Origin of the sequence: Rhodococcus sp. X156 (assembly GCF_004006015.1) — a bacterium.
GTDB lineage: Bacteria > Actinomycetota > Actinomycetes > Mycobacteriales > Mycobacteriaceae > X156.
In genome coordinates, this window is the sequence record NZ_CP034766.1 from 2,455,704 (window position 1) to 2,481,765 (window position 26,062).

The 26,062-nt window shown below is 72.0% G+C and carries 26 protein-coding genes and 1 other RNA gene; 8 read left to right on the forward strand and 19 right to left on the reverse strand.

The genetic code is table 11. From position 1 onward, the window contains the following. Window positions 1-64: 64 nt before the first annotated feature. Both crcB and ELX43_RS11620 read right to left on the reverse strand, forming a co-directional pair. Entirely contained in the window at window positions 65-421 is a 357-nt protein-coding gene (gene crcB / locus ELX43_RS11615) for a fluoride efflux transporter CrcB (RefSeq protein ID WP_127783564.1), read from the reverse strand. Then, window positions 421-852 (reverse strand): CrcB family protein, encoded by a 432-nt coding sequence (locus ELX43_RS11620; protein WP_127783565.1) that lies wholly within the window; start codon window positions 850-852, stop codon window positions 421-423. Before ELX43_RS11620 ends, crcB begins: the two co-directional genes overlap by 1 nt. 131 nt (window positions 853-983) lie before the next feature. On the opposite strand from ELX43_RS11620, the gene ELX43_RS11625 reads away from it, so the two are divergent. Further along, window positions 984-2,669 (forward strand): AMP-binding protein, encoded by a 1,686-nt coding sequence (locus ELX43_RS11625; protein WP_127783566.1) that lies wholly within the window; start codon window positions 984-986, stop codon window positions 2,667-2,669. Further along, window positions 2,666-3,427, forward strand: a complete 762-nt coding sequence (locus ELX43_RS11630) for an enoyl-CoA hydratase-related protein (RefSeq protein ID WP_127783567.1) — start codon at window positions 2,666-2,668, stop codon at window positions 3,425-3,427. Before ELX43_RS11625 ends, ELX43_RS11630 begins: the two co-directional genes overlap by 4 nt. A gap of 1 nt (window position 3,428) precedes the next feature. On the opposite strand, the gene ELX43_RS11635 is transcribed toward ELX43_RS11630, so the two are convergent. Further along, a complete protein-coding gene (locus ELX43_RS11635; protein WP_127783568.1) occupies window positions 3,429-4,478 on the reverse strand; it encodes an NAD(P)-dependent alcohol dehydrogenase in 1,050 nt (349 codons plus the stop codon). A gap of 99 nt (window positions 4,479-4,577) precedes the next feature. Continuing rightward, a complete protein-coding gene (locus ELX43_RS11640; protein ID WP_127783569.1) occupies window positions 4,578-6,155 on the reverse strand; it encodes a bifunctional NAD(P)/FAD-dependent oxidoreductase/class I SAM-dependent methyltransferase in 1,578 nt (525 codons plus the stop codon). 78 nt (window positions 6,156-6,233) lie between these two features. On the opposite strand from ELX43_RS11640, the gene ELX43_RS11645 reads away from it, so the two are divergent. Next, window positions 6,234-6,800: an XRE family transcriptional regulator gene (locus tag ELX43_RS11645; protein ID WP_241248920.1), complete on the forward strand. Its 567-nt coding sequence runs from the start codon at window positions 6,234-6,236 to the stop codon at window positions 6,798-6,800. Window positions 6,801-6,810: 10 nt separating this feature from the next. Here the strand turns inward: ELX43_RS11645 and ELX43_RS18285 are convergent, their stop codons facing one another. The 8 genes from ELX43_RS18285 to ELX43_RS11685 form a co-directional block, all read right to left on the reverse strand. Then, window positions 6,811-7,359, reverse strand: a complete 549-nt coding sequence (locus tag ELX43_RS18285) for a GIY-YIG nuclease family protein (RefSeq protein WP_346773874.1) — start codon at window positions 7,357-7,359, stop codon at window positions 6,811-6,813. 87 nt (window positions 7,360-7,446) lie between these two features. After that, window positions 7,447-7,817, reverse strand: a transfer-messenger RNA (tmRNA) gene (gene ssrA, locus ELX43_RS11655). Window positions 7,818-7,909: 92 nt separating this feature from the next. Beyond that, complete coding sequence (locus ELX43_RS11660; protein WP_241248921.1) at window positions 7,910-8,848, reverse strand: amidohydrolase family protein; 939 nt, start codon at window positions 8,846-8,848, stop codon at window positions 7,910-7,912. Window positions 8,849-8,856: 8 nt separating this feature from the next. Further along, a complete protein-coding gene (smpB, locus tag ELX43_RS11665) occupies window positions 8,857-9,330 on the reverse strand; it encodes an SsrA-binding protein SmpB (protein ID WP_127783572.1) in 474 nt (157 codons plus the stop codon). A gap of 52 nt (window positions 9,331-9,382) precedes the next feature. Further along, window positions 9,383-10,285, reverse strand: coding sequence for a permease-like cell division protein FtsX (gene ftsX / locus ELX43_RS11670; protein ID WP_127783573.1), 903 nt, complete (start codon window positions 10,283-10,285; stop codon window positions 9,383-9,385). A 67-nt stretch (window positions 10,286-10,352) separates the two neighbouring features. After that, window positions 10,353-11,042, reverse strand: coding sequence for a cell division ATP-binding protein FtsE (gene ftsE / locus ELX43_RS11675; RefSeq protein ID WP_127783574.1), 690 nt, complete (start codon window positions 11,040-11,042; stop codon window positions 10,353-10,355). Between the two features lie 103 nt (window positions 11,043-11,145). Further along, on the reverse strand, window positions 11,146-12,261 hold the full coding sequence (prfB, locus tag ELX43_RS11680) for a peptide chain release factor 2 (RefSeq protein WP_127783575.1): 1,116 nt from the start codon (window positions 12,259-12,261) through the stop codon (window positions 11,146-11,148). Window positions 12,262-12,327: 66 nt separating this feature from the next. Continuing rightward, the gene (locus ELX43_RS11685) at window positions 12,328-12,849 is read right to left on the reverse strand and encodes a helix-turn-helix transcriptional regulator (protein ID WP_127783576.1); all 522 of its coding nucleotides are present in this window, start codon (window positions 12,847-12,849) and stop codon (window positions 12,328-12,330) included. A gap of 198 nt (window positions 12,850-13,047) precedes the next feature. On the opposite strand from ELX43_RS11685, the gene hisN reads away from it, so the two are divergent. Further along, a complete protein-coding gene (gene hisN, locus ELX43_RS11690; RefSeq protein ID WP_127784857.1) occupies window positions 13,048-13,824 on the forward strand; it encodes a histidinol-phosphatase in 777 nt (258 codons plus the stop codon). A gap of 69 nt (window positions 13,825-13,893) precedes the next feature. Here the strand turns inward: hisN and clpB are convergent, their stop codons facing one another. The 5 genes from clpB to dnaK form a co-directional block, all read right to left on the reverse strand. Beyond that, window positions 13,894-16,530, reverse strand: coding sequence for an ATP-dependent chaperone ClpB (gene clpB / locus ELX43_RS11695; protein WP_127783577.1), 2,637 nt, complete (start codon window positions 16,528-16,530; stop codon window positions 13,894-13,896). Then, window positions 16,521-16,826, reverse strand: a complete 306-nt coding sequence (locus ELX43_RS11700; protein WP_127783578.1) for a chaperone modulator CbpM — start codon at window positions 16,824-16,826, stop codon at window positions 16,521-16,523. The genes clpB and ELX43_RS11700 overlap by 10 nt, the downstream gene beginning before the upstream one ends. 52 nt (window positions 16,827-16,878) lie before the next feature. Then, window positions 16,879-17,841, reverse strand: a complete 963-nt coding sequence (locus ELX43_RS11705; RefSeq protein WP_127783579.1) for a J domain-containing protein — start codon at window positions 17,839-17,841, stop codon at window positions 16,879-16,881. A gap of 6 nt (window positions 17,842-17,847) precedes the next feature. Beyond that, window positions 17,848-18,327 (reverse strand): nucleotide exchange factor GrpE, encoded by a 480-nt coding sequence (locus ELX43_RS11710; protein ID WP_241249908.1) that lies wholly within the window; start codon window positions 18,325-18,327, stop codon window positions 17,848-17,850. Between the two features lie 161 nt (window positions 18,328-18,488). After that, entirely contained in the window at window positions 18,489-20,393 is a 1,905-nt protein-coding gene (dnaK, locus tag ELX43_RS11715; RefSeq protein ID WP_127783581.1) for a molecular chaperone DnaK, read from the reverse strand. A gap of 215 nt (window positions 20,394-20,608) precedes the next feature. Between dnaK and ELX43_RS17645 the strand changes: the two genes are divergently transcribed. From ELX43_RS17645 to ELX43_RS11730, 3 genes are all read left to right on the forward strand, one after another. Beyond that, the gene (locus tag ELX43_RS17645; RefSeq protein ID WP_164860645.1) at window positions 20,609-22,396 is read left to right on the forward strand and encodes a helix-turn-helix domain-containing protein; all 1,788 of its coding nucleotides are present in this window, start codon (window positions 20,609-20,611) and stop codon (window positions 22,394-22,396) included. A 100-nt stretch (window positions 22,397-22,496) separates the two neighbouring features. After that, window positions 22,497-22,715: a hypothetical protein gene (locus ELX43_RS11725; protein ID WP_127783583.1), complete on the forward strand. Its 219-nt coding sequence runs from the start codon at window positions 22,497-22,499 to the stop codon at window positions 22,713-22,715. A gap of 195 nt (window positions 22,716-22,910) precedes the next feature. Beyond that, complete coding sequence (locus ELX43_RS11730) at window positions 22,911-23,879, forward strand: trypsin-like peptidase domain-containing protein (protein WP_241248922.1); 969 nt, start codon at window positions 22,911-22,913, stop codon at window positions 23,877-23,879. A 42-nt stretch (window positions 23,880-23,921) separates the two neighbouring features. Here ELX43_RS11730 and ELX43_RS11735 read toward each other — a convergent pair whose 3' ends face one another. After that, a complete protein-coding gene (locus ELX43_RS11735; protein ID WP_127783585.1) occupies window positions 23,922-24,416 on the reverse strand; it encodes a DUF2382 domain-containing protein in 495 nt (164 codons plus the stop codon). Next, entirely contained in the window at window positions 24,413-25,312 is a 900-nt protein-coding gene (locus ELX43_RS11740; RefSeq protein ID WP_206518007.1) for a PRC and DUF2382 domain-containing protein, read from the reverse strand. Before ELX43_RS11740 ends, ELX43_RS11735 begins: the two co-directional genes overlap by 4 nt. 311 nt (window positions 25,313-25,623) lie before the next feature. Between ELX43_RS11740 and ELX43_RS11745 the strand changes: the two genes are divergently transcribed. After that, complete coding sequence (locus ELX43_RS11745; RefSeq protein WP_127783586.1) at window positions 25,624-26,037, forward strand: ChaB family protein; 414 nt, start codon at window positions 25,624-25,626, stop codon at window positions 26,035-26,037. Window positions 26,038-26,062: the final 25 nt, after the last annotated feature.

Here is a 26,062-nt window from a genome sequence, read left to right on the forward strand (position 1 = left end):
GCACGCCGGCTTGGCAGCGGTTGCAGACCACCGTGGCGGTGGTGGGGGCGTCTGCAAGTACGCCCTAGTCGTGCACCCACTCGTAGCCGGCCAGGGCCAGCAGCAGACCCACCACCACGCTCACCGCGACGTAGATGAGCGCGGTGCCCTGGTCGCCCTTCTCGTTCAGGCTGACCGCCTCGTGGCTGAACGTGGAGTACGTCGTGTACGCCCCGCAGAAGCCGGTGCCGACCAGGGCGAACCACTCCGCCGACAGGTCTGCCCCGGTGAACATGCCCAGCAGGAAGCAGCCGGTCATGTTCACCACGAACGTGCCCGCCGGGAACGCGGTGCTGCCGGCCCACGGCTTGGTCCACCTGCCCACGAGGTACCGGGTGGGCGCCCCGATCGCGCCACCGATGGCCACCAGCAGCCACACCATCACCGGGCTCCGATCGATCGGGTGAGCTGCACGCCCAGCCAGGCGGCCGCCAGTGCTCCCACCAGGGTCACCACCGCATAGATGGTGGCCACCCCGCTGCTGTCTCGCGTCACCGCATCAACGGCATAGGTGGAAAAGGTGGTGAACCCACCCATCAGCCCCGTTCCGAGAAAGGGATACAACAATGGGTGACCGCTGCGCTTCTCGGTCACCGCCACCACGATCACCCCGAGCAGGAATGACCCGAGCACGTTCTCCACCAGCGTCGACCAGGGAAATCCCCCGGGATCGGTGGTCCACCCGCGGTCCAGCCCGTGTCGGGCCAGCGCCCCGAGCGCGCCCCCCAGCGCGATGGCCACCAGCACGTGGAGCGTCTTCTGCCGCGTGCGATTTGGGGGATGAAGGTCCTCGTCGGTGTGCTTGCCCGCCATGGCACGACCCCAATCTTTGCGACTCTGAGCCCATCTTCCTTGGGCTGGACCCTTGCCCCGGCACTACCTGCACGGGCAACCTAGGACCTCAGCCGAAGCAACGACGCTCCGCGCTGAGTGAGGAGCTAGCTATGGTGCACGACACCACCACGGTAGGCGCGATCTTGCCCCCCGGCATCCCTGCTGACCTGCAGTTCCCGCTCACCGACGTGGGTGCGGTGCTGCGTGGTTCCGCCATTCGCTTCGCCGACCGGACTGCCTTTCACCACGACGGTGCTGAGCTGACCTACACCCAGCTGCTGGAGCGCGCCGCCCAGGTGGCCAACGGGCTACGGGCCCAGGGCGTGCAACCCGGCGACGTGGTGGCCGTGCACATGCCCAACTGCCTGGACTACCCGCCGATCTACTTCGGCATCCTGCTGGCCGGTGCGGTGTTCACCCCGGCCAACCCGCTGCTGCCGCCCGGCGACCTCGCCTTCCAGCTGTCCGACAGCGGTGCCGTCGCGGTGGTCACCTGGAGCATCGCCGCTCCGGCGATCGGGGCCATCCGCGACCAGATCCCCGCCCGCACCATCATCACCGTGGACGCCGAGCTGCCCGACGCGGTGCCGCTGGAGCAGCTGCTGGCGGGCCAGTCCACCACGCCGCCGGAGCTGGACGTCGACCCCGCCACCGCGCTGGCGCACCTGGCCTACACCGGCGGCACCACCGGACGCTCCAAGGGCGTGGAGCTGACCCACCGGCACGTGGTGACCAACGCACTGCAGGCGGCGTGCTGGGGCAGCGGCTCGGTGCCGGTGCTCACCGACGACGGTGACCTGCTGCTGGACCAGGTCGGCTCCGAGCAGGAGTGGCCCACCCGCCACGGCACCGCCATCACCGTGAACCTCACCCCGTGGTTCCACGCCATGGGCGTCATCGGCTACCTCAGCGTGCCGCTGCTGACGGGCAGCACGGTGGTGATCCACCAGCGCTTCGACCCCGGGCACTTCCTGGCCGACCTGGAGAAGTTCCGGGCCACCATGATCGGCGGCGCACCCCCGGTGTTCGTGGCGCTGCTGCGTCACCCGGACTTCCTCACCCGCGACCTGTCGGCGGTCAAGGGCATCACCTCCGGTGCTGCACCGCTGCCGGTGTCGGTGCTGGAGGCGCTCAAGCAGCGCTTCCCCGACGCGGTGGTCACCGAGGCCTACGGGCTCACCGAGGTGACGATGATGGCCACCAGCAACCCGTCGTGGCGCTCGGGCACCCGCAAGGTGGGCACCGTGGGGGTGCCGGTGTTCCAGACCCAGGTGCGCCTGGTGGACGTGGACGGCTCGGACGTCGCCGACGGCGAGAGCGGCGAGGTGTGCATCCGCGGCCCGCAGGTGATGCAGGGCTACCACCACCGCCCGGAGGCCACCGAGGAGGTGCTGGCCGACGGCTGGCTGCGCACCGGCGACGTCGGCACCCTCGACGAGCAGGGCTACCTGTCCATCGTCGACCGCGCCAAGGACATGCTGCTCTACAAGGGCTACAACGTGTTCCCGCGCGAGCTGGAGGAGATCCTGCACGCCCACCCTGCGGTGGCCGGGGCCGCGGTGGTCGGCCGGCCCGACCAGGAGGCCGGCGAGCTGCCGGTGGCCTTCGTGGTGCTGGTGGAGGGCTCCGACGTCACCGCCGAGGCGTTGCAGGAGCACGTGAACGCGCTGGTGGTGCCGTACAAGAAGCTGCGCGAGGTGCACCTGGTGGACGCCATCCCGGTGTCGGCGGCAGGCAAGGTGCTGCGCCGGGAGCTGCGGGCGGGGCTGATCGCCGAGACGGGCATCGTCGAGTGAGCGTGCTGGTCAAGCTGGACGGCCCCACCACTCGCATCACCCTGGACCGCCCGCAGCGGCGCAACGCCCTGGCCGAGGACGTGCTGCGCGAGCTGCTCGCCGCGCTGGAGGAGACCGCCGCCACCCCGGCCACCGGCATCGTGCTGGCGGCGGAGGGTCCGGTGTTCTCCGCCGGGCACGACTTCAGCGACGTGCACGGCCGCGACCACGCCGGGGTGCGGGAGCTGTTGCAGCTGTGCACGGCGGTGATGGGAGCCATCGGCAGCGCACCGCAGGTGGTGATCGCCCGGGTGCAGGGACTGGCCACCGCGGCGGGCTGCCAGCTGGTGGCCAGCTGCGACCTGGCGGTGGCCGCGGAGTCGGCGGGCTTCGCGCTGCCGGGCGGACAGGCCGGGTGGTTCTGCCACACCCCCGCGGTGCCGGTGGCCCGCTCCATCAGCCGCAAGCACCTGATGGAGCTGGCCCTCACCGGCGACGTCATCGACGCCACCACCGCCGCACAGTGGGGCCTGGTCAACTACGCGGTGCCCGACGCCGAGCTGGACGCCGCGGTGGACGCGCTGCTGGCCCGGGCCACCCGGGGCAGCAGGGCGTCCAAGGCGCTGGGCAAGCAGACCCTGCGCGCCCAGCTGGACCGGCCCACCGACGACGCCTACGCCCTGGCCATCGAGGTGATGGCCGCGGCCTCGCAGACCCCGGACGCGGTGGAGGGCCGGGCGGCGTTCCTGGAGAAGCGCCGGCCCACCTGGCAGGGCTAGCTCAGCCCGCCGCGATGGTGGCGGTGTCGATGACGAACCGGTAGCGCACGTCGGAGTCCACGACGCGGTCGTAGGCCTCGTCCACCTGGTCGGCGCTGATCGTCTCGATGACGGCGCCGATTCCGTGCTCGGCGCAGAAGTCGAGCATCTCCTGCGTCTGCGGGATGCCACCGATGTTCGACCCGGCCAGGGTGCGGCCCTCGCCGACCAGTCCGCCGGGTGTCACCTGGTAAGGGTTGGAGGGCAGACCCACGTTCACCAGCGCACCCAGCGGGCGCAGCAGCGCCACGTAGCGGTCCATCTCCAGGTCGGCGCTGACGGTGTTGATGATCAGGTCGAAGCTGTTGCGCAGGCTCTTCAGCGTGTCGGCGTCGGAGGTGGCGTAGTAGTGGTCGGCGCCCAGCTCCGCGCCCTGCTCCTGCTTGGCCATCGTGCGGGAGAGCACGGAGACCTCGGCGCCGAGCTTGTCGGCGATCTGCACAGCCATGTGGCCCAGCCCGCCCATGCCGATGACGGCGACCTTCTTGCCCGGCCCCGCTCCCCAGCGCTTGAGCGGGCTGTAGGTGGTGATGCCGGCGCACAGCAGCGGCGCGGCCACGTCGAGACCGAGGCCGTCCGGGATGCGCAGCACGAACCGGTCGGAGACCACGACCTCCTGGCTGTAGCCGCCCAGGGTGGGCTCGCCGTCGTAGCCGAGGCCGTTGTAGGTCATCACCGCACCCTTGTCGCAGTACTGCTCCTCGCCGCTGCGGCAGAAGTCGCACTCCCCGCAGGAGTCCACCATGCAGCCCACCCCGACACGGTCACCCACCTGGTAGGAGGTCACGCCGGAGCCCACCTCGGACACCACGCCCGCGATCTCGTGGCCGGGAACCATCGGGAAGATCGCCGTGCCCCACTCCTCGCGCACCTGGTGGATGTCGCTGTGGCAGATGCCGGCGAACTTGACGTCGATGCGGACGTCCTCGTCCCGCAGCGCGCGGCGCTCGATGGTGGTCGGCTTGAGCGGCGCTCCGGCCGAGTCGGCAGCGAGGGCGGCGGTGCTCGTCATAGTTCTCCTGTGCGTAGGCGGTGTTACTCCCGAGTACAGGTCGCCAGAGCCGCGGGCTATTCCGCGGATCACACGACGTGCGTCACAGCGCCTGCGCCGTCAGCGCCGTCTGCAGGCGCGCAGCACCACGTCGTGGGTGTGCGGCGAGATCTCCGCGGGCTCGCCGGTGCGCGGGCGGGTCTCGTCCACCAGCACCTCCCAGTCGTCGTCCAGCAGGTCCGCGACGTCCGGCGGCTGCACGTAGTCGGCGGGGTCGAAGTCCCGGGAGTGGGCGTGGGTGTGGGTGTGGGTGTGGGCCAGGTCACCGAAGGCGTGGCCCACCACCAGCAGGGTGCCGCCCGGGGCCACGGCGGCCAGCAGCGCGCGCTCGGTGGCGTGGTCGGCGCCGTGCTGCAGCGCCGGGTAGTGCAGCGACACCAGGTCGTAGCTGCCCAGCGGCTCGGTGGTGACGTCGACCTTGCGCCAGTCCACCTCCACCCCTGCCCCGGCAGCCGCCGCCCGGCCTCGGTCCAGCGCCACCTGCGAGACGTCCACGGCGGTCACCTGCCAGCCCCGCTGGGCCAGCCAGATCGCGTCGCCGCCCTCTCCGCAGCCCACGTCCAGGGCCCGTCCCGGCTGGTGCCCGGTCAGCTCGTCCACCAGCACGCCGTTGGGTCCGCCGCTCCAGATCTGCTCGGCGTAGCGGTGGTCCCACTCCACGTCAGCCGGCAGCGCCGCCACCGCCGCGGTGGTGTCCTCGGCCACCAGGTCGGCGTTGATCGCCGCACCCACCCAGCCACCGTCGGCGGCGGCGGCCAGCACCTGCTGCGCGACGTTGGTGGCGTTGCCGGCGACGAACACCCCGGCCACCGCCGTGGCGCCGCTGGCGTCGGTGGGGATCACCTCGCCCCGGCCGGCTGGGTCGGGCACCGCCGTCAGCCCCAGCGAGTGCACCAGCTCGGCCCGGGCCACCATCCGCGGCGCCACCACCACCGCGTCGGCAGGCACCACGGTGCCGTTGGCCAGGCGCACCCCGGAGACCTGGTCGGCGTCGACCACCACCTGCTCCACCGGGCCGGGCAGCACCTGCACGCCGCGTGCCGCCAGCCGAACCCGCTCGTGGTGGTCCGGCCCGGTGCCCTCGTGCACCACGACCGTCACCTGCTCGGTGAGCTGGCGGAACAGCCCCGCCTGGTGTGCCCCGCCCGGTCCGGTCGCGATCACCACGATGCGTTGGTCGCGCACCTCCCAGCCGTGGCAGTACGGGCAGTGCAGGACCCCGCGGCCCCACTGCGCGCGCACCCCCGGGATGTCCGGCAGCAGGTCGGTGAGGCCGGTGGCCAGCAGCACCCGGCGCGCCTGGACGGTGCGGCCGTCGGTGAGCGTGGCCTGGAAGCCGGTGTCGGTGCGGTCCACGGTGTGCACCCGGCCGGCCCAGATCTCCACGCCGTAGCCGCGCACCTCGGCGTGACCCCGCGCGAGCAGCTCGGCCGGGGCGATGCCCTCGTGACCGAGGAAGCCGTGCACGTGCGCGGCCGGGGCGTTGCGCGGCTCGCCGGAGTCGATCACCACCACCGAGCGGCGTGCCCGCCCGAGCTGCAGGGCGGCGGTCAGGCCGGCCGCGCCGCCGCCGATCACCACCACGTCGTGGGGGTGGTCGGCAGAGCGCTGGTCGTCCTGGATCACTGGTTCCGTCATGTCCACAACCGTACGACCGCTCAGGCGAATGCAGCAACGCGTCTTGCGGTAATGGCAAGAATCGCCCAGGATGGTTCCGTGCCCGCCAACGACGTCGAAGAGCTCGTCCGCGCCCGGTTGCGCACCCTGCGTCGCTCGCTCGGGTGGTCCCTGGACGAGCTGGCCCAGCGCAGCCACCTCAGCCCGTCCACCATCAGCCGCATCGAGACGGGCAAGCGGGGCATCAGCATCGACGTGCTCATCGCCCTGGCCACCGCGCTGCAGATCGACCTCGACTCGCTGCTGGACGTGCACGGCAACGACGAGGACGTGGTGATCCGGCCCGTCCCCACCACCCGCCACGGTGCCACCACCTGGCCGCTGAGCCGCCCGACCGGCAGCACGGTCGCCCTCAAGATGCGCCTGGTGCCCACCGCGGAGCGCCGTGAGCCGCGCGTGCACCCGGGCCACGACTGGATGTTCGTGCTCTCCGGCCGGGTGCGGCTCACGCTCGGCGAGCGCGAGATCGTGGTGGAGACCGGTGAGGCCGCGGAGTTCTCCACCATGACCCCGCACGCCGTGGACGCCCTCGACGGGCCGGCCGAGCTGGTCATGGTGTTCGACCGCGACGGCCAGCGCGCCCACCTGCACACCGACGGCGCCTGAGCCGGAAGACTCACGCGGTTGTCGGTGGTCGCGGCCCCGCGGAGGCGCGGTAGGCCGCACGTGCGGAGGCGATGCTCGAGTACAGCGGATGGTCGCTGTTGTGGGCCTGGTTCAGCGGAGGGGCCAGCTCCGCGATCACCGCAGCTTCCACCGCGCGCGGCTCGGGGTGCTGCACCCAGGTGACGCGGAGGTGCTCCCGCATCCACTGCGACAGCCGTGCCTCGTCCGCATCGATGGGAACAACCCGAGTGCTGGTCCACCGCGTGGCGTAGCCCTCGGAGCTCATGAGCAGTGCGACCAGGGCGCGGCGAAAGGTCGAGGAACCAGTCGGACCTCGGAAGTGGTTCCGCACCACCCTGCGGTGCAAGTTCCGCGCCAGCCCGACGTACAGCAGCTCCAGCCCCTCGACGCCAGGAGCTTCGGCCCCGCGCACGCCAGGGAGAGCGTCGGGCGCTGCCCACCACGAGTAGAGGCCCGAGGTCCGGGGCACCTCTGAACCCGCTCGCTCCACATCAGCCGGGGTCTGGCACAGCTCCGCCGCTACCGCCTGCGCATCCATCACGTCTCTAGCCTGACACCGACGGCGCCTGAGCCGGGGCACGAAAAAGGGGCGGTCACCGTGGTGACCGCCCCTCCCTCACGTACGGGGTGGAGGTGCCGGGAATCGAACCCGGGTCCTTCGTCGCATCAACAGGGCTTCTCCGTGCGCAGTCCTCTATGTCCCTGCTTGGATCTCCTGGTCACGAGGACGAGCCAGGACGACGATCCCAGCCGCTGTTTGGTGTCCCCTGCGGATCCGCGGCCGATCCGCAGGGTAAGAGCCCTCTAGTCGATGCCAGGGTCCGGGGCGAGGGCACACCCGGTCTGACAGAGTCGCTACTCGCTCAGGCGGCGAGGGCGAACTCGCGCTGACTGGAGTCGGCGCTTATTTGGTTGCAGTGACGCTTGTGGTGGTCTCCTGCCTGCACCAGCACGCTTCCCCTGAATCAACGTACGGAGTCGAAACCGTTCACCCCCATACGTGCCCGGCAACCTGCACCGGGCTCCCTACCTTAACGCCCCGACCCGGCCGCGTCATTCCTGGGCGGGAGAAGGCGCGTCGGCCCAGGTCAGGCAGCCAGCCCCAGCAGCCGGGACGGGGTGTCGTGCAGGACCGCCCGCAGGAAACCCTCCCCCAGCCGGTCGTCCGCGGCGGCCCAGCCGGCGATGGCCCGCAGCTGGGTGGCGTAGTCGTAGGGGATGTTGGGGAAGTCGGTGCCCAGCGCCACCCGGTCGGGGTGCTCGGCCAGCCGGGCCGCCCAGTCGGCGGGCAGCGGCGTCATCTGCTGGCTGAACGGCGTGCCCACCATGGTGGTGTCCAGGTGCACCCGCGGGTAGGCCGCCACCAGCTCCAGCGCCTCGGTGAACTCGGGCATCCCGGCGTGAGCCAGCACTGCAGTCAGCTGCGGGTGCCGGCGCAGCACCTCGCCGAACACGTCCAGGCCGGTGTGCTCGCCGGGGATCGGGCCGTGCCCGCAGTGGATCACCACCGGCACGCCCAGCTCGGCGAGCAACCCCCAGGACTGGTCCAGCAACGGGTCGCGCGGGTCGAAGCCGCCGACCTGCACGTGCACCTTGACCACCCGCGCACCCTGGCGCAGCGCGGTGCGCAGGTAGTCGGTGACGCCCGGCTCGGGGAACAGCGTGGCGGTGGGCACCGCGGTGGGCACCCGCGCGGCGAAGTCGGCGGCCCAGTCGTTGAGCCACGCCGCCATGCCGGGCTTGTGCGGGTACACCAGTGGCGCGAAGGCCCGCAGACCCAGGCGGCCCAGCACCGCCAGCCGCTCGGGCTCGGGCAGGCGGTAGTGCACCGGCCACGGGGTGCCGTAGTTCTCGCTGGCGTGGTCGAAGTAGTCCCAGACCTTGGCCATCACCCGCTCGGGCAGGAAGTGCACGTGTAGGTCGACCAACCCGTCCAGGCCCAGCGCCCGGGTCCAGGCGGCCACCTCGGCGTCGTCCGCGGGGCCGTCGAGCACCGGCCGCGTGAACGCTGCGGCAGCGGTGCCCACCGGGGTGCTCAGCGCATCCCCTTGACGCGACGCCCCAGCTCCCGGGTGACCTCGCGCTCCATGTCCCGCTTGGCCAGGTCCTGGCGCTTGTCGTGGGCCTGCTTGCCCTTGGCCAGGGCCAGCTCCACCTTGACGTAGCCGTTCTGGAAGTACATCGACAGCGGCACCAGCGTGAGGCTGCCCTCCCGGGTCTTGCCGATCAGCCGCTCGATCTCGGACTTGTGCAGCAGCAGCTTGCGGCTGCGGCGCGGGGCGTGGTTGGTCCAGCTGCCCTGGGTGTACTCGGGGATGTGCAGACCGCGCAGCCAGATCTCGCCGTTGTCCACCGTGGCGAAGGCGTCCACCAGCGACGCCTTGCCGTCGCGCAGGCTCTTCACCTCGGTGCCGACCAGCACGACGCCGGCCTCGAAGACGTCCACGATGCTGTAGTTGTGGCGCGCCTTCCGGTTGGTCGCGATGGCCTTGCGGCCCTTTTCCCTCATGCGTCCACCCTATCCACCGGCGCCAGCCGGTAACCGGGGCGCCCGGCGCGCGCTACTGGCGGACGTACAGGCGCAGCGTGATGTAGGCGGTGAGCGAGGACAGCCCGATGCCGACGATGCCCAGCAGCGGTGCCACGTAGAGCACGTCGCTGGTGGTGATCTGGCCGATGATGTTGGACGAGTACAGGTCCTCCAGCACCCCGTCCAGGAACACCGACTTGGCCGTGAACAGCCCGATCACCGCCAGCGCCGAGCCGATGAGCCCGGCCACCACCGCCTCCAGCAGGAACGGCAGCTGGGTGTACCAGCGGGTGGCGCCCACCAGCCGCATGATGCTCACCTCGGTGCGTCGGGTGAACGCCGCGATCTGGATCATGTTGGAGATCAGCAGCAGCGCGGCCAGGGCCTGCACCACCGCGATGGCGAAGGCGGCGTTGCGCACCCCGCCGAGCACGGAGAACAGCCGCTCCACCAGCTGCGCCTGGTCGACCACCCGGTCCACCCCCGGCTGGGTGCCGAAGGTCTCGTTGATCACCGCGAAGCGCTTGGGGTCGCTCAGCTTCACCCGGAACGACGCCGGCAGCGCCTCCGGGCGGGCCAGCTGCACCAGCTCGGGCTGCTGGGCGAAGACCTTCTTGAAGCGCTCGTAGGCGGCGGTCCGGCTCTCGTACTCCACCGACTGCACGCCGGGGAAGTTCTGCAGGTCCTCGCGCAGGGTGGCGCAGATCGGTCCGCTGCACTCGGCGTCGCTGGTGGAGATGTCGTTGGTGAGGAAGACCGCCACCTCGACCCGGTCGAAGTAGATCTGCTCGGTCTTGTTGGTCATCTGCACGACCAGCAGCCCGGCGCCGAGGAGCCCGAGGGAGATCGCCGTGGTGATGATCATGGCGATCGTCATGGTGATGTTGCGGCGCAGGCCGGTGAAGACCTCGCTGAGTACAAAGCTGACGCGCATCGGGTCGCGGTCCTCCGGGACGTGGGAACAGGGTGCAGGGGCTAGCGGGGCGGCGCTGAGCGCAGGGTCAGCGGCCAACTCCGTACACGCCGCGCGCCTCGTCCCGCACGACCTTGCCCAGCGACAGCTCCACCACGCGGCGGCGCATGGAATCCACGATGTGGTTGTCGTGCGTGGCCATCAGCACGGTGGTGCCGGTGCGGTTGATCCGCTCCAGCAGCAGCATGATGTCCTGGCTGGTGTCGGGGTCGAGGTTGCCGGTGGGCTCGTCGGCCAGCAGCAGCAGCGGCCGGTTGACGAAGGCCCGGGCGATGGCCACCCGCTGCTGCTCGCCACCGGAGAGCTCCGAGGGCAGGCGGTCGGCCTTGCCGGCCAGCCCGACCAGGTCGAGCACCTCGGGCACCACCTTCTTGATGGTGCTGCGGGGCTTGCCGATCACCTCCAGCGCGAAGGCCACGTTGTCGGCGACGTTCTTCTGCTGCAGCAGCCGGAAGTCCTGGAACACGCAGCCGATGCGCTGGCGCAGCTTGGGCACCCGGCGGGCGGCGAGCTTGTTCACGTGGAAGTTGGCCACGTGGATGTCACCGGAGGTGGGGGCCTCCTCGCGGAGCAGCATCCGCATGAACGTGGACTTGCCCGAGCCGGAGGCGCCGATGACGAAGACGAACTCGCCCTTCTCGACCTCCATGCTCACGCCGTCCAGCGCAGGCCTGGTGGAGGACTTGTAGGACTTGGACACGTGCTCGACCCGGATCACAGGCGGGAAGTCTACCGACCCAGTCGGATTGTCCGATCCCTTCCCGACCCGGGCGCGTCACGAAAGCCGTGCTCACACGCTTTCAGGGACGCGCCGACGGTCCTCAGGCCTGGGGCTCCCGCATGCGCCAGCGGATCCCGGCCTCCAGGAAGCCGTCGATGTCGCCGTCGAGCACCTTGGTGGGGTCGCCCACCTCGTGCTCGGTGCGCAGGTCCTTCACCATCTGGTACGGGTGCAGCACGTAGGAGCGCATCTGGTTGCCCCACGAGCTGCCGCCGTCGCCCTTGAGCGCGTCCATCTCGGCGCGCTCCTCCTTGCGCTTGACCTCCAGCAGCTTGGCCTGCAGCACCTTCATGGCGGCGACCTTGTTCTGCAGCTGGCTCTTCTCGTTCTGGCAGGTGACCACGATGCCGGTGGGGATGTGGGTCAGCCGGACGGCGGAGTCGGTGGTGTTGACGCTCTGCCCACCGGGGCCGGACGAGCGGTAGACGTCCACCCGCAGGTCGCCCTCGGGGATCTCGATGTGGTCGGTGGTCTCCACCACCGGCAGCACCTCCACGTCGGCGAAGGAGGTCTGCCGCCGCGCCTGGTTGTCGAACGGGCTGATCCGTACCAGGCGGTGGGTGCCTTGCTCCACCGAGAGCGTGCCGTAGGCGTAGGGCGCCTTCACCGCGAAGGTGGCGCTCTTGATGCCCGCCTCCTCGGCGTAGGAGGTGTCGTAGACCTCGGTGCCGTAGCCGTGCCGCTCCGCCCAGCGCAGGTACATCCGCATGAGCATCTCGGCCCAGTCGGCGGCGTCCACTCCCCCGGCGCCGGAGCGGATGGTGACCAGGGCGTCGCGCTCGTCGTAGGGACCGGAGAGCAGCGTGCGGACCTCCATGGCGGCGATGTCCTCGCGCAGGGCGGCCCGCTCGGCGTCGGCGTCGGCGGTGGCCTCGGCGGCTGCGTCCCCCTCCTCGCCCTCGGCCAGCTCGTAGAGCAGCGGCAGGTCCTCCAGGCGCTGACGCAGGCCGTTGACCCGGCGCAGGTCGGCCTGGACGTGGGAAAGCTGGCTGGTCACCTGCTGGGCGTGCTCCTGGTCGTTCCACAGATCCGGGGAGGCAGCCTGCTGCTCGAGCTCGTCCACCCGGCGACGCAGCTCCTCCACGTCCAGCACCGCCTCGACGGTGCCCAGGGTGGTCTCGAGCTCGGCCAGGTCAGCAATGACGTCGGGATGCACGATTCACCAGGCTACCGCCCTGATCAACCGACCAACCGCCTAGGCGCAGGAGGCCGCCCCCGGCGTCTAGATCGTCATGATGCGGTCGACCAGCTTGGCCAGCGCCTTGTAGTGGTTGACCGTGAACTCCGCGACCGCCTTGTCGTAGGGGTCCGGCACGGCCCGGTAGGTGGCCTTGGCCTCGGCCAACCGGTCGGCCACCGCCTGCTGGGCGGTCTCCAGCAGCTCGTTGCGGTGGCGCTCGCTCATGTCGCCGGCGTTGGCCAGCCGCAGGATGAGCGGGCTGCGCACGGTGTCGCCCACCGCGGCGACCGCATCACCCTGGCCCAGCCACGCCTTGAAGGCTCGGCGGCCGGCGGCGGTGATGACGTACTGCTGGCTGGAGCGCGCACCGAGCTTGCCCAGGCGCAGCAGGCCGGCCTCGGTGAGGGCGGGCAGCTCCCGGTACACCTGACTACGAGTGAGACCGAAGTACCCGCTGTAACGCTCTTCGGCCAGCGCCATCAGCTGACCGCCGGTGGCCGGCCCCTCGCGGAGGAGTCCGAGCAGCGCCGCAGCGGTGGAGTTCAGCTGGATGCGCGTAGCCATCCTTCCACCGTGCCACCGTGCACCCGAGGACGTCCACTCACGACCGTCCATATCGGACGAAACTGCAGCCACCGGCCAGCGGGACGACGGTACGAGCAGGCCGGTACCGTACTTGCCGTGACAAACCCGGAGCACTCCGCCGACCCCACGGCTAGCGAGTCCACCCACGACGACGCGGCCAGCGAGACCTCCGACATCCTGGCCACCGACGACCTCGCCCTGGCCCACCAGATCGCCGACGCCGCCGACGCCATCACGCTGGCTCGCTTCCTGGCCCTGGACCTGCAGGTGGACGACAAGCCCGACCTCACGCCGGTGTCCGACGCCGACCTGGCCGTGGAGCGCGCCGCCAGGGAGGTGCTGGCCGCCCAGCGCCCCGACGACGCGGTGCTCGGCGAGGAGTACGGCGGCGAGGTGACCTTCAGCGGCCGCCAGTGGGTGCTGGACCCGGTGGACGGCACCAAGAACTTCGTCCGCGGCGTGCCGGTGTGGGCCACCCTGGTGTCGCTGCTGGAGGACGGCGTCCCCACGGTGGGCGTGGTGAGCGCGCCCGCCCTGGGCCGGCGCTGGTGGGCCAGCACCGGCGACGGCGCGTGGCTGCGGGTGTACGGCTCGCCGCGGCGGCGCCTCAGCGTCTCGCGGGTGGACGACCTCGCCTCGGCCAGCCTGGCGTTCTCCAGCCTCAGCGGGTGGCGCGACGCGGGCCTGCGGGAGCAGTTCATCGCGCTGTCCGACGACGTGTGGCGGCTGCGCGGCTACGGCGACTTCTTCTCCTACTGCCTGCTCGCCGAGGGCGCGGTGGACGCCGTCGCCGAGCCCGAGGTGTCGCTGTGGGACCTCGCGGCGCTGGACGTCCTGGTGCGCGAGGCCGGCGGGGCGTTCACCGCGCTGGACGGCACGCCGGGCCCGCACGGGGGCAGCGCGGTGGCCACCAACGGGCTGCTGCAGGAGCGGGTGCTGTCCCGGCTGCGCTGACTGCTCTGGGTGCGTCTGCAAGTACGCCCATCCGCCAGGATGGGCGTACTTGCAGACGCACCTAACCCCTCACGCGGCGGTGCCGGCCAGCTCCTCGGCCCCGCTGTAGTCGACCTTCAGCGCCCCGTCCACCGCGTCCACCGTCACCGTGGCGCCCTCCGCGACGTCGCCGCGCAGCAGCGCCCTCCCCACCGCGGTCTCCACGTCGTGGGAGATGTAGCGGCGCAGCGGCCGCGCCCCGTACACCGGGTCGAAGCCCCGCTCCGCGATCAGCTTGCGGGCGGCGTCGGTGAGGGTGATCCGGATGCGCTGCTCGGCGAGGCGGTCGCGCAGCTCGGCGAACTGCAGGTCCACGATCTGCATGATCTGCGGCAGCCCGAGCGGGGCGAAGAGCACCACGTCGTCCACCCGGTTGAGGAACTCCGGGCGGAAGTGCAGCCGCAGGTCGGCCATCACCGCCTCGCGGGCCTGCGGCTGGATCTCCCCCTCGGCGGTGATGCCCTCCAGCAGGTGCTGCGAGCCGATGTTGGAGGTCATGATGATGACGGTGTTGCGGAAGTTCACCGTCCGTCCCTGCGCGTCGGTGATCCGGCCGTCGTCGAGCACCTGCAGCAGCGTGTTGAACACGTCCACGTGCGCCTTCTCGATCTCGTCGAAGAGGATCACGGAGTACGGCTTGCGGCGCACCGCCTCGGTCAGCTGGCCGCCCTCGTCGTAGCCGACGTAGCCGGGCGGCGCGCCCAGCAGCCGGCTCACGGTGTGCCGCTCCTGGTACTCGCTCATGTCCAGGCGCACCATCGCGTCCTCGGAGTCGAACAGCGCCACCGCCAGCGACTTGGCCAGCTCGGTCTTGCCCACCCCGGTGGGGCCCAGGAAGATGAACGACCCGATCGGCTTGCGGGGGTCCCGGATGCCCGAGCGGGCCCGGATGATCGCGTCGGACACCGCCTCCACGGCCTCGTCCTGGCCCACCACCCGCTCGCGCAGGGTCTCGTCCAGGCGCAGGATCTTCTGCCGCTCCCCCTCCTGCAGCCGGGTCACCGGGATGCCCGTCCAGGACGCCACGATCTCGGCGATCTCGTCGGCGGTGACCACCTCGCGCAGCAGCCGGTGCCCGTCCTGCCGGTTGGCCAGCTGCGACTCCTCCGCGCCCAGCCGGCGCTCCAGGTCGGTCAGCTCGCCGTAGCGGATCTCCGCGGCCCGGTTGAGGTCGTAGCGGCGCTCGGCCTCCTCCGCCTCGTGGCGCAGCCGCTCCAGCTGCCCGCGCAGGTCCTGCACGCGGCGGATGGAGCGCCGCTCGGACTCCCACTGGGCCCGCTTGGCGTCGGCCTCCGCACGCAGGTCGGTCAGCTCGCGGCGCAGGTCCTCCAGCCGAGTCATGCTGGCCGGGTCGGTCTCCTTCTCCAGCGCCGCCTCCTCGATCTCCAGCCGGGTCACCCGCCGGGTGAGCTCGTCCAGCTCGGCGGGCATGGAGTCGATCTCGGTGCGCAGCCGGGCGCACGCCTCGTCCACCAGGTCGATGGCCTTGTCCGGGAGGAAGCGGTCGGTGATGTACCGGTTGGACAGCGTCGCCGCCGCCACCAGGGCGCCGTCCTGGATCTTCACCCCGTGGAAGACCTCCAGGCGCTCACGCAGGCCGCGCAGGATGGAGATGGTGTCCTCCACGTCCGGCTCGGACACCACCACCGGCTGGAAGCGCCGCTCCAGCGCGGCGTCGGGCTCCACGTGCTTGCGGTACTCGTCCAGGGTGGTCGCCCCGATCAGGTGCAGCTCGCCGCGGGCCAGCATCGGCTTGAGCATGTTGCCGGCGTCCATGGCGCCCTCCGCCGCGCCGGCGCCCACCACGGTGTGCAGCTCGTCGATGAACAGCAGGATGCGGCCCTCGGCGGCCTTGACCTCCCCCAGCACCGCCTTGAGCCGTTCCTCGAACTCACCCCGGTACTTGGCCCCGGCCACCAGCGCACCCATGTCCAGGGCGAACACCGTCTTGTCCCGCAGCCCCTCGGGCACGTCGGAGCGGACGATGCGCTGGGCCAGTCCCTCCACGATGGCCGTCTTGCCCACGCCGGGCTCGCCGATGAGCACCGGGTTGTTCTTGGACTTGCGGGAGAGGATCTGGATCACCCGGCGGATCTCGCTGTCCCGGCCGATCACCGGGTCCAGCGTGCCGCGGCGGGCGTCCTCCACCAGGTCGCGGCCGTACTTCTCCAGCGCCTCGTAGGTGCCCTCCGGCGTCGCCGAGGTGACCCGCTGGTTGCCCCGGACGTCGGTGAGCGCGGCGAGGAAGCGCTCCCGGGTGACGCCGAAGCTGGCCAGCAGGCGGCCGGCGGCGGTGCTGGAGCCGGTCTCCACGATGGCCAGCAGCAGGTGCTCGACGGAGACGTAGTCGTCCTTGAGCCGGCCGGCCTCGCGCTGGGCGCCCTCCAGCACTCCGTTGAGCTCGCGGCTGACGTAGACCTGCCCGGGGGTGACCCCGGGCCCGCTCACCCGCGGCTTGCGCTGCTGCTCGGCCTCGGCGCCGCGGCGCAGCCCGCCCAGGTCCACCTCCATCCGGGTGAGCAGGCGCGGCACCAGCGACTCCGGGTCGTCGATCAGCGCGACCAGCAGGTCCAGGGGGTCGGTCTCGTTGTGGCCCCTGCGCAGCGCCTCGGCCTGCGCCTTCTGCAGCGCCTCCTGCGACTTCTGGGTCAATGCGTTCATGTCCATGGCGTCGCTCTTCCTCGTCTCACGTCGTGCTCGAGCGCGTCGATCCGGTCGAGCAGGTCGATGACCAGTCCGATCGCCGCGTAGTTCAGGGCCAGCCCGGACCGCAGCCGCCGGATGCGCGCCACCCGCACCGGGGTGCCCGGGGCGAACCACAGCCGCCCCTGGGCGTCCCGGGTGGCGTCGAGCAGGCTCAGCTCCACGAAGCGCACCAGCAGCTCCGGGTGCAGCCCGCTCTCCCGGGCGACGCTGTCCAGGCTCAGCCGCACGGGACGGGCCAGCGGGTAGGTGGTGCTCATGCGGTGCTCCTGCTGCCGGTGGACTCGGGGTGGGGACGGTGGTGCGCGGGCCTCAGGTGCGGGCCCGGGGGTCGAAGGTGGACTCGGTTGCCAGCTGCTCGTACAGCTCGCGCTCGTGGTCGGTGAGGATGGCCGGCACCCGGATCTGCACCTCGGCGTAGAGGTCGCCGGGGGCACCGCGGGCGTTGGGCATGCCCTGGCCCTTGAGCCGGAAGCGGCGCCCGCTGGAGGAGCCCGGCGTGATGCGGACCTTCAGCTCCCCGCCCGGGGTCTCCACCGGCACGGTGGCGCCCAGCGCCGCCTCGGCCGGGCTCAGCGGCACCGTGACGGTGATGTCGCGGCCGTTGACCCGGTAGCGCGGGTCCGGGCGCAGCCGCACCACCAGGTACAGGTCACCGGCCGGGGCGTCGCCGGTGCCCTGCCCGCCCTGCCCGGCCAGCCGGATGCGCTGGCCCTCGACGACCCCGGGCGGGATGGTGACGTCGTACTCCCGGGTGCCGTTGCCGGTGAGGCTCAGGTGTCGCTTGCCGCCGCGGTAGGCCTCCAGCACGGTCAGCTCCAGCTCCGCCTCCTGGTCGGCGCCGGGCACCGCGAAGCCACCCCCGCCCCGGGCGCCGCCGAAGATGCCCCCCAGCAGGTCCTCGAAGTCGAAGCCCTCGGCCCCGCCGAAGTCGCCGCCGAAGTGCACCCGGGTGCCGCCCGCGGGTCCCCCGGCGGTGGTCCACCCGCCGGAGCGTCCTCGTGCACCTGCCCCGGCCCTGGCCCGCTCCGCGGCGTCCTCCATCCCCTCCGGGATCTTGCGGAAGTCCGGTCCGAAGCGGTCGTAGCGCGCCCGCTGCTTGGGGTCGGTGAGCACCTCGTGGGCCTCGCTGATCTCCTTGAACCGCTCCTCGGCCTCCGGGCTGGAGTTGAGGTCGGGGTGGTACTGGCGCGCGAGCCTGCGGTAGGCCTGCTGAATCTCCTTGGTGGAGGCGCTCCGGTCCACCCCGAGCACCTGGTAGAAGTCAGTGGCCATGCGCCCTCACTCCGCGGTTCCGGGATCCGCCGGGGCACGGCTGACCACCACCGCCGCCGGGCGCAGCTGGTGGGTGTCCTCGCCGTAGCCGGGCGACGTCACGTGCACCACCGTGCTCGGCGCCGCGCTCGGGTCCTCCACCACCGACACCACGTCGTGGTGGCGGGGGTCGAACGGGACGCCGACCTCGTCGTGGCGGACGTAGCCCAGGTGCGCCAGCACCTGCACCGCCTGCTGGTGGATGGCCTTGAGCCCCTGCACCACCGGGTTGTCGGCGTCGGCGTGCTCCAGGGCCAGCTCGAGGTTGTCCACCACCGGCAGCCACTGGGCGGCCACCCGGTTGCGCTCGTCCTGGCGCTCCCGACCGGCCTCCCGCGCGTGGCGCTTGCGCAGGTTGTCCAGGTCGGCCAGCGCCCGCCGCCAGCGGTCCTCCATCTCCGCCAGCGCCCCGGCAGCGTCCCCCGGCTCCGCGGCGCCGGTGACCAGCTCTTCCTCGGTGCCCTCCGTCGCCGCGACGGACTCGGTGGGGTCGGGCGTGCTCGTGCTCTCCCCGCCCACCGCGGCGTCGGCGGGCTGCGCGGCCGGCTCGGCGGCCGACGCCGCCCGGCCGGTGCGACGCGGACTCGGTGACGTCACCGGGTGCCGCCTCAGCCCTTGTCGAACTCGGCGTCGACCACGTCGTCACCGGGTCCGCCGGGCCCCGGGCCCGAGGTACCCGCCGGGCCGGCGGCCCCGGGCCCCGCGCTCGCGCCGCCGCGGCTGGGGATGGCCGCCAGCCCGGCTGCCACCTGCTGCAGCTCCGAGGTCAGCGAGCGCACCCGCTCCACGCCGGCCTGGTTCTTGATCGCCTCACGGGCGTCGCCCACCAGCATGTCGGCGCGGGCCTTCTCGTGGCTGGGTGCGGCGTCACCGAGCCCGGACAGCAACCGCTCCACCCGGTAGGCCATCGCGTCCAGCTCGTTGCGGGCGTCCACCTCCTGGCGGCGCTGCCGGTCCTCCGAGCGGTGCGCGTCGGCCTCCTGCACCATCCGGTCGATCTCGCTCTTGTCCAGGTTCGAGCCCTCGCTGATGGTGATGCGCTGCTCCCCGCCGGTGTCCTTGTCCTTGGCGCTCACGTTGAGGATGCCGTTGGCGTCGATGTCGAAGGTGACGTCGATCTGCGGCTCGCCCCGGGGGGCGGGGCGGATGTTCTCCAGCTGGAACCGGCCCAGCACCCGGTTGTCGGCGGCCATCTCCCGCTCCCCCTGCAGCACCACGATGTCCACCGCGGGCTGGTTGTCGGCGGCGGTGGAGAAGGTCTCCGAGCGGCGGGCGGGGATGGTGGTGTTGCGGTCGATGATCTTGGTCATCACGCCGCCGGCGGTCTCCACGCCCATGGACAGCGGCGTGACGTCCAGCAGCAGCACGTCGGAGACCTCGCCCTTGAGCACCCCGGCCTGCACGGCAGCTCCCATGGCCACCACCTCGTCGGGGTTCACGCTCATGTTGGGTTCCTTGCCGCCGGTCAGGCGCCGCACCAGGTTCTGCACGGCCGGGATGCGGGTGGAGCCGCCGACCAGGATCACCTCGTCGATGTCGTCGTCGGTGACCTGCGCGTCGGACATCGCCTGCTGCACCGGGCCCAGGCAGCGCTCCACCAGGTCGGCGGTCACCTGGTCGAAGGTGGACCGCATGATGGTGGTGTTCAGGTGCATGGGGCCGTCGGCGTTGGCGGTGATGAACGGCAGGCTCACCTGCGTCTGGGTCACCGAGCTCAGCTCCACCTTGGCCTTCTCCGCGGCCTCGAACAGCCGCTGCAGCGCCTGCGGGTCCTTGCGCAGGTCGACCCCGTTCTCCTTCTGGAACTGGTCGGCCAGGTAGTCCACCAGCCGGCGGTCGAAGTCGTCGCCGCCGAGGTGGGTGTCGCCCGCGGTGGAGCGCACCTCCACCACGCCGTCGCCCACGTCGAGCAGGCTGACGTCGAAGGTGCCGCCGCCGAGGTCGAAGACCAGGATGGTCTCGTTCTCCCGCTTGTCCAGCCCGTAGGCCATCGCCGCGGCGGTGGGCTCGTTGACGATGCGCAGCACGTTCAGGCCGGCGATGCGGCCGGCGTCCTTGGTGGCTTGGCGCTGCGCGTCGTTGAAGTAGGCGGGGACGGTGATCACCACCTCGTTGACCTTCTCCCCGAGGAACTTGCCCGCGTCCTCGGCGAGCTTGCGCAGCACCAGGGCGCTGATCTCCTCCGGCGCGTACTTCTTGCCCCGGATCTCGAACCGCGCCTCGCCGTTGTCGCCGGGCACCACGTCGAAGCCGACGGCCTTGGCCTCGTCGGAGATCTCGTCGTAGCGGCGGCCGATGAACCGCTTGGCCGAGTAGATGGTGCCCTTGGGGTTGAGGATGGCCTGGCGGCGGGCCATCTGGCCGACGAGGCGCTCGCCGCTGTCGGTGAAGGCGACCACCGACGGGGTGGTGCGCGCGCCCTCGGCGTTGGCGATGACGATGGGCTCACCGCCCTCCCACGCCGCGATGACCGAGTTGGTGGTGCCGAGGTCGATGCCGACTGGTCTTGCCATCAGGGTGTGCTCCGCTCAGGTCGGGACGAGCTGTCTCGGGTCGGCAACCGGACGGCCTGTCCGGGCGGCCGGACGCGGCCACGACCCCTGCGCTCCAGCGTCACCGCCCGTCGGAGGCCCCGCCTCGACCCGACGGGGTGAACTGCCCGCCGGCGACCCGTCCCAGCAGGTCAGGTCGGCGGGGCGACGGCGCCGTCGTGGGTACGCTCGGTGTGGTGGCACGTGAGCTGGACGACACCGTCGGAGGGTGCGTGCTGCCCGCCGCTGGTCCGGTCGAGCGGGCGTGGGACTGGCGCCAGGTGTTCAGCGCGACCGCGCACCTGTTCGACGGCCACGAGCCGGCCGAGGTGCTGCAGCTGGCCGCGCACGTGGTGCCCTGCCTGGGCCCGTTCACGGTGGAGGCCAGCTACCGCGCCGAGGCCGGGCTGCTGCGGCCCAGCCCACCGCAGTCCGCCGGGGCCCTGCGCCCGGGCACGGCGGCCAGCTCGCTGGGCGCCGACCGCGACGTGGCGCGCGACGACGACCGGTGGCACCACCTGCTGGGCCTGCGCGCCGGCCACGACGTGGTGGGCTGCCTGGTGGTGGGCGCACCCGCTGCTCCCGACCCCGACGCGCTGTTCGCCCTGGGCGTGCTGGCCCACGAGGCGGCCACCGCGGTGGCGCACGCGCAGCTGGCCGCCCGCGAGCAGCAGCGCAGTCGCCAGCTGCGCCAGCTCGCCCGGTTGCGCGAGGTGATCAAGGACCGCACCAGCACCATCGGTGAGCTGGCCACGGAGGTGGCGCGCCTGCAGGGGCAGCAGCACGTGCAGCGCACCGTGGCCGTCGCCGCGGCGGCGGGCTCGGCTGACGCGGCCCTGCTGACCGCGCTGCACCAGCTCACCGGGCTGGCAAGCGGCCTGGAGGACACCTTCGGCAACCTGCGCGCCTGGCAGGGACCCGAGCGCGCCGGGCGCTACCGCCGCACCGGGGGCCGCAACCGCGAGGACCTGCTGCGCCGGGCCGCCGCCAGCTGCGGCCCGCTGCGCGAGGCCAACCGGGTGCTGCAGGTGATCCGTCCCCGCCAGGACGTGCTGGGGCTGCTGTACCTGTGGGATCCCGACCACCGGGTGGGTGAGCTCGACGAGCTGGCACTGACCCAGACCGCTGCGGCGCTCGGGGTGGAGATGGCCCACCAGCGCGACCTCGCCGAGACCGAGCTCCGGCTGCGGCGCCACCTCGCCGAGGACCTGGTGGCGGGCACCGACGAGGCCAGCGCCGTAGCCCGGGCCGACCTGTTGGGCCACGACCTGCGCCAGCCGCACCGCGTGGTCACCCTCAGCTGGGACCCCCGGACGGCGGTGCACACGGTGGCCGAGGCGGTCCGGCACTGCGTCGGCACCCGGCAGGTGCCGTCGCTGCTGACCCAGCGCGGACAGACCGTGGTGCTGGTGACCCAGGCGAGCACCGACCCCGACGCGTTGTACCGCGGCGTCGCCGAGGAGCTGGCCCCGGCCACCGGGGTGCTGGGGGTGGGGTCGGTGTGTGCCGGACCTGCCGGGCTGCCGCAGTCCTTCGCCGACGCGCTCCGGGCGCAGGAGGTCCGGCGCCACACCCACCACGCCGCCGGGGTGGTGCGCTTCGACGAGCTGGGGGTGTACCGGCTGCTGGACTCCGGCGGCGGGCCGGAGGAGGTGCGCGCCTTCGTCCGGGAGAACCTGGGCCCGTTGCTGGACTACGACGAGCTCCACGGCAGCACCATGGTGGCCACGCTCACCCAGTACCTCGAGCGCGGCGGTGGCTACGACGCGACCGCCCGGGCGCTGCTCATCCACCGCAGCACGCTGCGCTACCGCCTCGCCCGCATCCGCGAGCTCACCGGGGGCGACCTGCACGACGTGGACACCCGCCTCAACCTGCACCTGGCCACCCGGGCCCTGCAGGTGCTGCGCGGTGCCGAGGTCGCAGCAGTCCCGGCGCTGCGCAGCCCAGCGGTGCCGAACCAGGCAGCCGAGGTCGTGGAGTGAGTGCCCCGGCCGGCGCCGCCCCGTCGCCGCCGCGCCTACCCTCGTGGGTTGCGCAACGGCGCACCCTGGTGAGCACGACGAGAGAGGGAAGCAGGTGCACATGGCAGACGACCGCAGGCCACCGCTGGAGACCCCGGAGGCCGACCGCCTCGAGCAGGAGCGCGCGCTCGACGAGCTGCCGGAGGACGGCGACACCACCGACGAGCTGCCCGAGCAGCTGCCCGAGTCGCTGGAGGCTGATCCCGCCGACGCCCTCGACCAGCGCCGCGAGCTGCCGGACACCGACGACGACTACCCGCCCGGCGAGACGGCCGGCTAGACCCGCGCCGGGTCGTCGCCGGGCTCGCGCACGAGCCGAAGGGGGTTGTCGCTAGCAGCTCTGGACCTCTCCCCCGGAAGGTGTGTTGTCATGCGCCCTGTTCTCGTGCCCCTCTCTACCGAGCCCGGCGGCGGGCCAGCTGCAGCCGTCACCAGCCGACGCCGACAGCTCCGGCTGGGCGCGTGCAGCGCAACCGTGGTCCTCGGGGTCGTGCTGGCCGGCTGCACGTCGTCCTCCACCCCCAGCCCCACCGTCTCCTCCGCCTCCGCCGTCGCCGACGTGCCCGCGATCGTCGACAAGGTCGAGCCGTCGGTGGTCACGATCATCAACAACAACGACCTGGGCAGCGGCGTGGTCTACCGGAGCGACGGCATCATCCTCACTGCCGCGCACGTGGTCTCCGGGGCGGCGCAGGTGGTCATCGCCTACTCCGACGGCCAGCGCGGGCCCGCCACGGTGCGGGCCAGCGACGCGGGCAGCGACATCGCGGTGCTGCAGGCCAGCCGGCAGGACCTGCCGGCCGCGACCTTCAACACCGAGCTGCCGGTGGTGGGCGCACCCACGGTGGTGATCGGCAGCCCGCTGGGCCTGCAGGACACGGTGACCTCCGGGATCATCTCTGGGCTGCACCGGGAGATCCCCACCTCCAGCAACATCGGCACCGCGCTGTCTGACCTCATCCAGACCGACGCCCCGATCTCTCCGGGCAACTCCGGAGGACCGCTGGTCAACGCCGGGGCCGAGGTGATCGGGCTGGCCGAGGCCTACCTCCCGCCGACCACCGGGGCGGTGGCGCTGGGCTTCGCCACGCCGGCGGCGACGGTGGTGAGCGTGGCCGACCAGCTGCTGGCCTCCGGCACCGCCAAGAACCCCTACGTCGGCCTGCAGATCCAGACGCTGACCGCGGCCGAGGCACAGCGGCTGGAGCTCAACCGCGACAGCGGCGTGGTCGTGGTGGAGGTGGTGCAGGACAGCCCGGCCGCCAACGCAGGCTTGCAGCCCGGCGACGTCATCATCAGCTTCGACGGCAAGGACACCCCCACTGCCCAGGCCTTCGTGCGGATCCTGCGCGGCACCACGCCGGGGCAGACCGTCCCGATGACGGTGCTGCGGGGACCTTCTGAGCAGCAGCTGCAGGTGGTGATCGGCGCCCGAGCCGGCTGACGGTGCTCCGGGTCAGCGCTGGTCGGGTCAGCGTTGGGCGGGTCAGCGCTGGTCGGGGGGCTCGGTCGCGGTGTGCACCTCGACCACCTCCCGGGCGAGGTCGGCGCTGATGGTGTGCGCCCCGTCGACCCGCTCCACCCGGACGGTCACCCGCTCGTAGGGCCGCGTCGCCAGCTGCACGACGGGGACCTCCTCGTGCAGCACCAGCACCACCGGCTCACGCTCCTCCCCGAACGCGGCACCCTCGGCGGCCTGGTCGGGGGTCTGGGCGTCGGGGACCTGGTCATCGGGGGTCTGGGCCACCGGCAGGTGCTCCAGCACCAGCTCTTCCCGGCGGACGTCCACGCTCACCTGGCGGGTCTCGGTGACCACCCGCCGGCGCACCCGCACCCGTTCGACGGGCACCCGGCGGACGCGGACGTCCAGCTCCTCCTCGGCGCGAGTCGTGCTGGCAGGTGCCGCACCCACAGCACCGGTACGACCAGGACGCGCCGCCGAGGGGTCGGCGGCGCGTCCCGGGTCGGGGGTGGCGCTCACGAGCGCTTGTGGCCCTTGTCGTCGTCGGTCACCTGGTCGATCTGCTCCTTGCGGACCTGCTCGGAGACCTTCTCCTCGCCGCGGACGGTCTCGGTGTCCATCCGCACCCGCTCCTTGGGCACCGTCTTCTTCTCCACCACCGGCTCCTCGGCGTGCAGCGTCACCTCGTGCTCCTCCTCGCTGATCTCCGGCCCGGAGGTGGCGGCGTCCACGTTGGCGTCGGTGATGGGCTCGCGCTGCACCCGGACCTCCTCGTGCGAGACGGGCACCGACTGGGTCACCGTCTCGGTGACCACGTGCTTGCGCAGCCGTGCCCGGCCCGTCCGCACGCGCTCGGTGCTCACGCTCACCTCCTCCTCCGACCGGGTCATCGCGTCGTCGGTGTTGGGCCCGGAGGTGTCGTGGCCCGAGCTGCTGGACTGGCTCGCCTGGCCCGCGCTGCTGCTGGCCGAGCCGCTGCTGCCCGCTGAGCTGGTGCCGCTGGAGCTGGTCTCGCTCGAGCCGCTGGAGCTGCTGCCGCTCGAGCCGCTGGAGCCGGTGCCGCTGGAGCTGGTGTCGGCGGTGGCGGTGCTGCCGGAGTAGGGCACGTCGTAGTAGGTGAACAGCTCGATCTCCTCGTCGGTGGACAGGTCGCCACCGGGATCGTGGTGGGGCGCGTCCTTGATGAGGTTCTTGCTGTAGGGCACCGTGAGGTCCTTCTCCTCCAGCGAGGCGTCGACCAGCGGGACCAGGGTCACGTGGCCGCCGAAGAACCCGGTCTTCACCGCCGCCCACTCCGGCTGGTTGGTCTCCACGTCGAGGTAGATCGCGTCCACCTTCCCGACCTTGCTGCCGCTGCCGTCCTTCACCTGCAGCCCTTCCAGCTGGTCGGGGCTCATGGTGCGGGGATTAGCCATCTCAGTTCTCCTCGTTGCGTGGGGGCCGCGCGCTGCTGGCGCGGTCCGGAAGTTCGTCGGTCCTCGTCGGCCCCCACCCACCGGCGCCGCACGCTGCGGACGCCGGCCCGACCTTCCCCACGGTAAGCGCGTTCGGCCCCCCGCGCCGTTCGACAAAACCCATGGTTACCTGGGGAAACAGTGTTGCCAGCCGCGTCCGAGCAGCGCCAGGAGAGGCCCCGGAGGTGGCCGCGGTTGTCGGTCGTCGACGCGCTGGCGAGGATGGGCCGAGACCCACCCGACGGGTGCTGCGCGGACAGAGAGGACTGGAGATGCCGAAGACCACCAAGCAGGGCAAGGCGATCGAGGACGAGCTGCCGAGCACCCTGCAGCGCTCCGACGACAAGGCCAAGCGGACCTTCGCCAAGACGCACGACTCCGCCGCCGAGGAGTACGGCGACGAGCGGCGCGCCAACCAGGTGGCCTACTCCGCGCTCAAGCACACCCACGAGAAGGTGGGTGACCACTGGGAGCCCAAGGACGGCAAGGGCCCCTCGGACGAGCAGGCCGAGGGCGGCAACCGGGAGACCGCCGGCGGGGTGGACGCCAACGCGTCCAAGGCCCACCTCATGGAGCTGGCCAGGCGCCTGGACGTCAGCGGCCGGTCCCGGATGACCAAGGACGAGCTGGTCCAGGCCATCGGCAAGGCGAACGACCGGGAGTCCGCCCGCGCCCGCAAGTCCTGAGCGGCGTGGGAGACCAGCGCCACGC

Coding starts and splice junctions, on each gene's coding strand:
- ELX43_RS11625 (WP_127783566.1), top strand. CDS start 984: ATGGTGCACGACACCACCACGGTAGGCGCGATCTTGCCCCCCGGCATC.
- crcB (WP_127783564.1), bottom strand. CDS start 421: ATGGTGTGGCTGCTGGTGGCCATCGGTGGCGCGATCGGGGCGCCCACC.
- dnaK (WP_127783581.1), bottom strand. CDS start 20,393: ATGGCAAGACCAGTCGGCATCGACCTCGGCACCACCAACTCGGTCATC.
- ELX43_RS11640 (WP_127783569.1), bottom strand. CDS start 6,155: ATGACGGAACCAGTGATCCAGGACGACCAGCGCTCTGCCGACCACCCC.
- ftsX (WP_127783573.1), bottom strand. CDS start 10,285: ATGCGCGTCAGCTTTGTACTCAGCGAGGTCTTCACCGGCCTGCGCCGC.
- ELX43_RS11700 (WP_127783578.1), bottom strand. CDS start 16,826: ATGAGCACCACCTACCCGCTGGCCCGTCCCGTGCGGCTGAGCCTGGAC.
- ELX43_RS11635 (WP_127783568.1), bottom strand. CDS start 4,478: ATGACGAGCACCGCCGCCCTCGCTGCCGACTCGGCCGGAGCGCCGCTC.
- ELX43_RS11740 (WP_206518007.1), bottom strand. CDS start 25,312: ATGGCTAATCCCCGCACCATGAGCCCCGACCAGCTGGAAGGGCTGCAG.
- clpB (WP_127783577.1), bottom strand. CDS start 16,530: ATGGACATGAACGCATTGACCCAGAAGTCGCAGGAGGCGCTGCAGAAG.
- ELX43_RS11685 (WP_127783576.1), bottom strand. CDS start 12,849: ATGGCTACGCGCATCCAGCTGAACTCCACCGCTGCGGCGCTGCTCGGA.
- ELX43_RS11705 (WP_127783579.1), bottom strand. CDS start 17,841: ATGGCCACTGACTTCTACCAGGTGCTCGGGGTGGACCGGAGCGCCTCC.
- ELX43_RS11745 (WP_127783586.1), top strand. CDS start 25,624: ATGCCGAAGACCACCAAGCAGGGCAAGGCGATCGAGGACGAGCTGCCG.
- ELX43_RS11620 (WP_127783565.1), bottom strand. CDS start 852: ATGGCGGGCAAGCACACCGACGAGGACCTTCATCCCCCAAATCGCACG.
- ELX43_RS18285 (WP_346773874.1), bottom strand. CDS start 7,359: ATGGATGCGCAGGCGGTAGCGGCGGAGCTGTGCCAGACCCCGGCTGAT.
- ELX43_RS11725 (WP_127783583.1), top strand. CDS start 22,497: ATGGCAGACGACCGCAGGCCACCGCTGGAGACCCCGGAGGCCGACCGC.
- smpB (WP_127783572.1), bottom strand. CDS start 9,330: ATGAGGGAAAAGGGCCGCAAGGCCATCGCGACCAACCGGAAGGCGCGC.